This window comes from Streptomyces lushanensis (assembly GCF_001700515.1).
Taxonomy (GTDB): Bacteria; Actinomycetota; Actinomycetes; order Streptomycetales; family Streptomycetaceae; genus Streptomyces; species Streptomyces lushanensis.
In genome coordinates this window covers 1-7,690 of sequence record NZ_MAUD01000185.1, presented here as the reverse complement: position 1 = coordinate 7,690, position 7,690 = coordinate 1, and the positions used below count along the sequence as shown (strand labels likewise).

Genomic DNA, 7,690 nt, shown 5'->3' with positions numbered 1-7,690 from the left:
GTCGGTGAACGTGAAGCGGCCGACGTGCAGGCGGGTGTGGCCGTACATGACTCCGCCGAGGTCAATGGTGCGGTCCACGTCCATGGTCCAGGCGGCGTGCGGGAATTCGAGCGTGCCGGGCTTGGGAACGGTACGGGCGGCCCACCCGACGGAGATCAGCCAGCACGCCTCGGCGAAGCCCTCGGTGCCGGTCGACCCGTACATCAGCGCCGGCTCGTGCCGGGCGGCCACGTCCATCAGGCTCAGATCGGCCACGCCGGGCACGGGCACGTAACCGACGATCGCGGTCTCGCCGTACGTGCCGCTGGTCGTGTAGGCGACGACGCCGTACCTCCCGGGCCACCGCTGCAACAGCCGCACCACGGTCACCCTGCCCTCACCGCCCACGCTCCCGGCCACACCCGCGCTCCCGTCGTCCGTGCGGATGGTTACAAATCACCATGAACGGGACGTCGGGGAAGTCAACGGCGCGCCGGTGGGCCCCGCGCCACGAGGCCGGCGTCGGTGCCCGGCGCGTCGGCGGCAAGGAGCGGCGGGCAGGACCGGCGTACAGGGTCGGCGGCCGGGGCTGTCCCGGCTCCCACGGGATCCGGGGCGGCCTTCAGGCGCTGAACGCCTTCCGGAGGAGTGCGCCGGACTCGGCGAGCCGCCGGACGTCCGGGGCGTATGACAGGAAACCGGCAGGGCCCGGCGGTGGCGGGCCGGGGCGGTCAGATCACCGGGGGGCGGCCCAGGGCTGTCATGCGGCCCACGGTGCGCCAGCGGATCGGGCGGCGGGTGCCGCAGGCCGTGCGTACGCCCTCGAAGAAGCCGCCGAACCACGCGCGCAGGCCGCTCGCCGAGCGGGTGCGGGCCAGGGTGAGCAGGATCCAGGTGCCGAGGTAGAGCGGGACGAGCAGGGCCGGCAGACGACGGCGGGCCAGCCAGACACGGTTACGGGCGGTCATCCGGTAGAACTCCGCGTGACGCGAGGGCGAGGTGCGCGGATGCTGGAGCACCAGCTCCGGCTCGTAACGGATCGTCCAGCTCGCGTCCAGCGCGCGCCACGCGAGGTCGGTCTCCTCGTGTGTGAAGAAGAACTCGTCGGGCCAGCCGCCGATCTCGTCCAGCATCGGCATCGACAGCGCGTGACCGCCGCCCAGGAACGTGGTCACCTCCCCGCCGCGCATCGGATCGTCCACCCGCAGTCTGGGCACATGCCGGCGCGCGGTGAAGCCGGTCTCGTCCGCGATGCGGAAGCTGATGATGCCGAGCCGTGGGTCCGCCTCGTACATGTCGGCGACCCGGGAGATCACATCGGCCTCGATCAGCAGGCCGTCGTCGTCGAGATCCACCAGTACGTCGATGCCGCCCTCCTCGCGGAGCTTGCGCAGAGCGACATTGCGGCCACCCGAGACGCCGAGATTTCGCTCCAGTTCCACTCCGACGACCCCGGGGGGCAACTCGGGCAGCGGTGCGCCGTTGCCGACGACGACGATCCGGGCGGCGGCCTCGCGCTGCTCGGCCACGGAGTCCAGCAGGGCACGCAGCTCGACGGGCCGGGTCCCCATGGTCAGCACGGCCACACCCACACGCGGTCGGGACACGTCCAGATCACCCCAGCTCTCGGTAACGGCGGAACTCGATGCTAACCGCCGGCAGCCATGCTGCGGCTACTGCAAGGTATCCCCCTGGACGCCATTAGTTCATCTTTACTCTCCGTGGCTGTCCGTCACCGTCGCCCTTCGGGTCGGCCCGACGGGCATCGGCCCGGCCGGAAGGTGATCGCGCGGGGTTCGGCCACTCGGGTGAGGCGTGCGGGCGGTGGAACCCCCTCCGCCTCCGCGACCCGGCGGTGTCCGCCGGCGTCGAGGCGGGCGCATCGCCCCGGGTCCGTCCCTCCGGGCGCATCGACCCGGGCCCGTTCCTCCGGGTCCATCGACCCGGGCCTGTCCCTCCGGGTCCATCGACCCGGGCTTGTCCCTCCGGGCTCGTCGGCGCGGGTCCATCGACCCGGGCGCATTCACCCGGGCGCACTCACCCGGCCCCGGAAGGTCCGCCCGGCCCGTCTCGTAACTCCCGTACGAGGCAGGCCCGTAGGGCCCTCGTCACATCCGCCGAAGCGCCATGTCCTTGATCAGGCCGCTGTGGGAGACTGCCCGTATGGCGGTGGTGGTCGGGGGTGGGGAGTGAGCGAACCGCGCTCTGCGCCGACCATCGGTCAACTCGTCCTCAGCAAGCAGCTCCAGTCCCTCCGCGAGAAGGCGGGACTCAGCCGTGACCAGGCCGGCAAACTGCTGCATGTCACCGCCGCGACCATTCGGCGCATGGAGATGGCCGAGGTCGCGCTCAAGATCCCTTACGTCGAGATCCTGCTGCCCGCGTACGGTCTCTCCGACGACGAGCGCGCCGTCTTCCTCCGGCTCACCGAGGAGGCCGCGGAGCCCGGCTGGTGGCAGCGGTTCCACGATGTGCTGCCCGACTGGTTCGGCGGCTACGTCAGCCTTGAGGGCGCGGCCAAGACCATCCGCTGCTATGAGCCGCACTTCGTGCCCGGCCTGCTCCAGACCGAGAACTACGCGCGTTCCGTCCTGGCCTTCGGCGAGATCGGCAAGGCCGATCCGGAGCGGGTCGAGCGCCGGGTCGCACTGCGGATGGAGCGGCAGAAGCTGCTCACGCGCGCCGAGACGCCGCCGGTCTTCTGGGCTGTCATGGACGAGACGGTCCTCCGGAGGCCCGTCGGCTCCGCGGAGGTCATGCGGGACCAGATCGACAAGCTGCTCGCCTTGGCCGAACTGCCCAATGTGACGCTCCAGATAGCCGAGTTCGCGGCCGGGCACCACCCGGGTACGTACAGCCCGTTCGTCCTCTTCCGGTTCTCCATACCCGAGCTGCCGGACATCGTCTACGTCGAGTATCTGACCGGCGCGCTCTATCTCGACAACGCCCGTGAGCTCTCCGCGCACAAGGAGGCGATGGACCGGATGGTCGCCCACGCGGAGTCCGCCCGCCGGACCAAGGAGATACTCACCGACTTCCGCAAGGAACTGTGACGCGGCCCCAGTTCCCCGGTTCCCCGCTCGCGGCACGCGCGTCACACGCGCCGGACGCGGCACACACGACAGACGCGCCAGACGTGCTGTAACCCGGCACACGCGCGGTTCACCATCACAGAGTTGACGGAGTTACCGATGACGGCAGGCACCCCCAAGCCCCAGGTCGACACCAGCAGGCCCCACCCGGCGCGCGTGTACGACTATCTGCTGGGCGGCAAGGACAACTACACGGTCGACCAGGAGATCGGGAAGAAGCTGCCCGACGCCTCGAAGCAGGACGCGCGGCTGAACCGGGCCTTCATGCACCGCGCCGCCGCCTGGGTCGCCCACAGCGGTATCGACCAGTTCCTCGACGTCGGTACGGGCATCCCCACCGAGCCCAATCTCCACCAGATCGTGCAGGGGATAGCCCCGGCGTCCCGGATCGTCTACACCGACAACGACCCGATCGTCCTGCGCCATGCGGAAGCCCTGCTGATCAGCACGCCCCAGGGGGTCACCGACTACATCCAGGCGGATGTGCGCAGGCCGCAGGAGATCCTCGACCACGCCCGCGGTGTGCTGGACTTCGACCGGCCCGTCGCCCTGTCGCTGATCGCGCTGATGCACTTCATCCCGGACGCGGACGACCCGTACGGCATCACCCGCGTCCTGGTGGACGCGCTGCCGGCGGGCAGCCTGTTCCTGTTCTCGCACGGTACGGCCGACTTCCAGCCGGACAATGTGGTGGGCCATGTCAACGACACGTACGGGAAGGGCGGTATCTCCCTGCGGCTGCGCACCCGGGCCGAGGTCGAGCGCTTCTTCGACGGGCTCGACATGGTGGATCCCGGGCTGGTGACGGCGCCGCGCTGGTACAAGGACACGGCGGCGCCCGAGGACGAGCACAGCTCGTTCTACGTGGGAGTGGCGCGCGTCTGAGGCCGTGGGCTCGGACGCCCGTGGCTCTGGGGGCCCGTGGCTCTGGGGCCGCGGGCTTTGGGGCCGTCAGCCCTGGGGGCCCGTGGCTTTGAGGCCGTGGGCTCCGAGGCCCTCGGCTCCGGGGCCGTGGCGCCTATGGGGCGATGGCGCCGACCCAGACGCTGGTGATCGCGCTGATGTAGCGCGCGCCGCAGCGGTCCGAGGGCACGACGAGCTGACTGCCCGCCGACTCCAGGCTCCGTCCGTCCATGGCGGTGGCCAGCAGGACCGGTACGTTGCCGAAGTCGGCGTCCAACTCCGCCCAGGAGAGCACCGTATGGTGTCCGTCGCCGCCGGTGACGGCGAGCAGGAAGCGCGAACGGTCCTTGCGCCGCCTGGCGTCGAAGGCCGGCTTCGCCGAGCCGACCACCTCGCGGAGCAGCGGGCCCTCGAAGGTGTGGTGGCGTGCTCCGTCGGTCGCGCAGTGGAAGACCACGTCGGCGCGGTGCTGCTGCCACCGCTCGCGCAGGTCCGCGACGGTCAGTGAGACGGGACGCTCGACGTCTCCCTGGAGCAGCAGGGAGACGGTACGGGGTGGTGGGGCGCTGGTGCCGGTGCCGGGTCGGCTCATCGGATTCCCCCTCGGGAGGCGGCTGCCACCGTTGGTGATGCCCGGCCGCCGGGAGAGGGAATCCCGGATACGAGCCAATCGTGCCGCTTGGCCTCGCTGATGTGAGCCGGGAGGACCGGTTGGCTTGGCAGAAGCGATCACACGCGTCACGCACCGCCTGCCGCCTGCCGCCTGCCGTCCGCCGCCTGTCACGTACGGCGTTGGTGCGGTCTGTCGACATGGACATGAGTCGACTTCACCCGGGCCGTGACCGTCGCTCCGACCTGGATGTCCAGTTCCTCGACGGCCTCGCGGGTCACCAGCGAGACCAGCCGGTGCGGACCGGACTGGATCTCCACCTGGGCGACCACATCGTCGAGCACCACCGCCGTCACGATCCCGGCGAACGCGTTGCGGACCGAGGTGAGCGGCTCGCCGGGCACCGGATGCAGTCCCACCGCCCGCTCCTTGGCGAACGCGGCCAGGCTCACGCCGTCGATCACCCGGTTCCCGGAAGCGTCCCGCCGCATGGCCAGCTGACCGTTGTCGGCCCAGCGGCGGACGGTCTCCGAACTCACACCGAGCAGTCCCGCTGCCCGGCCAATGCTGTACGACGGCATTCCGGCACTCTAGGTCCTGTCCGACCGGACACGCCCCCGGGCAGTGCCGGGCCGCAGAAGGGCCCGGCCGGTTCCCCCCCGCCGGCCGGGCCCCTCCGTGCGCCGCGCCTCGGTTCAGTCCGTGACCTCGACGCGCCCGTTGCCCGTGCCGGTCCCGTCGGCCTTGGCCGGGACCTGCGCGGGGGCCTGTGCCGGGACCGCGGCCGTGCCGCCCGTACCGTTGCCGAGCGTCCTGCCCGCCGCCAGGCCCTTCAGCAGTTCCGCGAGGTCGACCCCCGTGGTGGCGCTGAGGAGTTCGACGCCCTGGGCCACGTTGTCGGCGACCGTACGCGCGAGCTGACCCGCGCCGTCCGTCGAGATCACCGTCATCTTGTCCACCGCGCTGAGCGGCTCGGACGCCTTCCCGACCACCGAGGGCAGCACCTCGACCAGCATCTGGAGGACGGCCGCGTCGCCGTACCGCGCGAAGGCGTCGGCCTTCTTGTGCATGGCCTCCGCCTCCGCCGCGCCCTTGGCGCCGATCGCGGCGGCCTCCGCCTCGCCCTCGATCCTTACGGCGGCGGCGAGCGCGGCGCGGTGCGCCTTCTCGCCCTCACCGGTGAGACGGGAGCGCTCGGCGTCGGCCTCGGCCTGCTTGACCAGGGCGATACGACGGGCCTCGGCCTCCTGCTCGGCCTGGTAGCGGGCCGCGTCGGCGGGCTTGCGGACCTTGGTGTCGAGCTCGCGGTCGGTCAGCGCGGCCTGCCGCTGGGCCACCTTCTCCTGCTCGGCGAGCACGTCCTGCTCGCGCGCCGCCTGGGCCAGCGGGCCCGCCGCCGCCGCGCGCGCCGCGGCCTCGTCCGTCTCGGCCTTGATCTCGGCCTGCTTCAGCGAGAACGTCCGCTGCGCGATCGCGATCTCCTCCTCGGCCTTCAGCCGCGCCTGCTCGGCGGCCCGGCGCGCCACCGCCTCCGCGATGTCGGCCTCCTGCTTGGCGCGGGCGGCCTCGGGACGGCCGAGGTCCTCCAGGTACGAGCCCTCGGTGGTGATGTCCTGGATCTGGAACGCGTCGAGCACCAGGCCCTGCCCGGACAGGCTGGCCTCGGCCTCCTCCGCGACCTGTCCGGCGAAGGCCGCGCGGTCGCGGATGATGTCCTCCACCGACATCCGGCCGACGATGGAACGCAGTGCGCCGGAGAGCACCTCCTGCGTGAAGCCGACGATGCCGCCCTGCTGCTGGAGGAACCGCTGCGCCGCGGCTCTGATGGAGTCCTCGGTGCCGCCGACCTTGACGATGGCGACACCGTCGAGGTTGGCCTTCACCCCGCGCAGCGTCACGGCGCCGCGCACGGCGACCGGGATGTGCCGGCTGGACAGGTCGAGTGTGAACTTCTGCTGGACGAACGGCACGACGAACACCCCGCCGCCGACCACGACCTTCTGGCCGCTGGTGTCCATGGACACCCGGCCGGTGGCCGGATCGGTGGACGACTTGCCGCGGCGGCCGGTGACGATGAACGCCTGGCTGGGCCCGGCGACCTTGTACCGCGTGATGACGGCCAGTGCCAGCAGGGCGACGAGTACGACGACCCCCAGCACGGCGATGACGACTGGACTCATTGTGGCCTCTCCCTTGCCCCCCGAGGGACAGCGGTTCGGATCGGTGCGCGCGGAACGTTCCACGCGCGGTGCTGGTGCGCGGGGGTGTTCGTCGGCACGGCTGTCCCGACCGCCGCGCGGACGGCCGACCGGTACGGGTCAGCGCTGGGCCGGTCGATGCTCGACCGGTCGGCCCGTGACCGGTCGGTGTACGGACCGGTCAGCCCGTGACCGGTCGATGCCGGACCGGTCAGCGCTGGACCGGGCGTACGGAGACGGAGCTCGACGAGAGCGTCGCCTCCACCCAGATCTCGGCCCCGTACGCCACCGGTTGCTCGCTCTTGGCGGAGTACTTCACCGTCTGGCCGCCGAGCCGCAGCAGCACCTCGCCGTACCCGGCGGCCGGGATCGCGGTGACGACCGTGCCCGCGGTGCCCACGAGATCGTCACCGCGCGGAGTCGCCGCGGTCTGGTCACGCATCAGCGCCCTGCTGAACCTCCAGGTCAGCCATCCGGCCACGACACCGGCCGCCGCCCCCGCGACGGCGGCCGGTCCCGTACCGAGATCCGTGGTGCCCTGGACGATCGCGCCACCGAAACCGAGCATCGAGACGAACCCGGCGATCACCGGCAGCGACAGCAGCCCGTCGAAGAGGCCGTTGAGCATGCCGACCCCGCCGAAGAGCCCTTCCAGAATCCCGTCGAAGATCAACGAGAGGACGAGCAGCGCGATCCCCGCGATGCCGAGACCCAGAAACAAGGTCACCGGACCCACCTCCCCCACTGCCCCGGACCCCCCGTGGTCTCCCTCGGGCAGGGCGCCATGTTCCCATCCATGGACGGCCGTGCGCATTGCCGGTTTCCGGCAGTCTTGACGCGTTCTTCATGCCGACCGCCGACGAGCGCCCACGAGCTCCGACGGCTGCGGACGACCGCCCACGGTTGCC

At 71.5% G+C, this 7,690-nt stretch carries 8 protein-coding genes; 2 read left to right on the top strand and 6 right to left on the bottom strand.

Annotation, left to right across the window (positions count from 1 at the left end; translation table 11 throughout):
• Positions 1 to 399: hypothetical protein (locus BFF77_RS16725; RefSeq protein WP_066950011.1), on the bottom strand; the 399-nt coding region annotated here is incomplete at its 3' end.
• 311 nt (positions 400 to 710) lie between these two features.
• Positions 711 to 1,586, bottom strand: coding sequence for a glycosyltransferase family 2 protein (locus tag BFF77_RS16720; protein ID WP_169922673.1), 876 nt, complete (start codon positions 1,584 to 1,586; stop codon positions 711 to 713).
• A gap of 582 nt (positions 1,587 to 2,168) precedes the next feature.
• Between BFF77_RS16720 and BFF77_RS16715 the strand changes: the two genes are divergently transcribed.
• Positions 2,169 to 3,032: a helix-turn-helix domain-containing protein gene (locus BFF77_RS16715; protein ID WP_066950005.1), complete on the top strand. Its 864-nt coding sequence runs from the start codon at positions 2,169 to 2,171 to the stop codon at positions 3,030 to 3,032.
• Between the two features lie 138 nt (positions 3,033 to 3,170).
• A complete protein-coding gene (locus tag BFF77_RS16710) occupies positions 3,171 to 3,956 on the top strand; it encodes an SAM-dependent methyltransferase (protein ID WP_066950002.1) in 786 nt (261 codons plus the stop codon).
• A 133-nt stretch (positions 3,957 to 4,089) separates the two neighbouring features.
• On the opposite strand, the gene BFF77_RS16705 is transcribed toward BFF77_RS16710, so the two are convergent.
• The 4 genes from BFF77_RS16705 to BFF77_RS16690 all read right to left on the bottom strand — a co-directional run bounded on the left by BFF77_RS16705 (position 4,090) and on the right by BFF77_RS16690 (position 7,509).
• Entirely contained in the window at positions 4,090 to 4,566 is a 477-nt protein-coding gene (locus BFF77_RS16705; RefSeq protein ID WP_066949999.1) for a molybdopterin-dependent oxidoreductase, read from the bottom strand.
• Between the two features lie 188 nt (positions 4,567 to 4,754).
• Complete coding sequence (locus tag BFF77_RS16700; RefSeq protein ID WP_066949996.1) at positions 4,755 to 5,165, bottom strand: TOBE domain-containing protein; 411 nt, start codon at positions 5,163 to 5,165, stop codon at positions 4,755 to 4,757.
• Between the two features lie 114 nt (positions 5,166 to 5,279).
• Positions 5,280 to 6,764: a flotillin family protein gene (locus BFF77_RS16695; protein WP_066949993.1), complete on the bottom strand. Its 1,485-nt coding sequence runs from the start codon at positions 6,762 to 6,764 to the stop codon at positions 5,280 to 5,282.
• Positions 6,765 to 6,993: 229 nt separating this feature from the next.
• On the bottom strand, positions 6,994 to 7,509 hold the full coding sequence (locus BFF77_RS16690) for a hypothetical protein (RefSeq protein WP_066950013.1): 516 nt from the start codon (positions 7,507 to 7,509) through the stop codon (positions 6,994 to 6,996).
• Between the last annotated feature and the right edge of the window lie 181 nt (positions 7,510 to 7,690).

What these genes read in the sequence shown, in the direction of transcription:
- BFF77_RS16710 (WP_066950002.1), top strand. Translation starts at nt 3,171, where the DNA reads ATGACGGCAGGCACCCCCAAGCCCCAGGTCGACACCAGCAGGCCCCAC.
- BFF77_RS16705 (WP_066949999.1), bottom strand. Translation starts at nt 4,566, where the DNA reads ATGAGCCGACCCGGCACCGGCACCAGCGCCCCACCACCCCGTACCGTC.
- BFF77_RS16700 (WP_066949996.1), bottom strand. Translation starts at nt 5,165, where the DNA reads ATGCCGTCGTACAGCATTGGCCGGGCAGCGGGACTGCTCGGTGTGAGT.
- BFF77_RS16695 (WP_066949993.1), bottom strand. Translation starts at nt 6,764, where the DNA reads ATGAGTCCAGTCGTCATCGCCGTGCTGGGGGTCGTCGTACTCGTCGCC.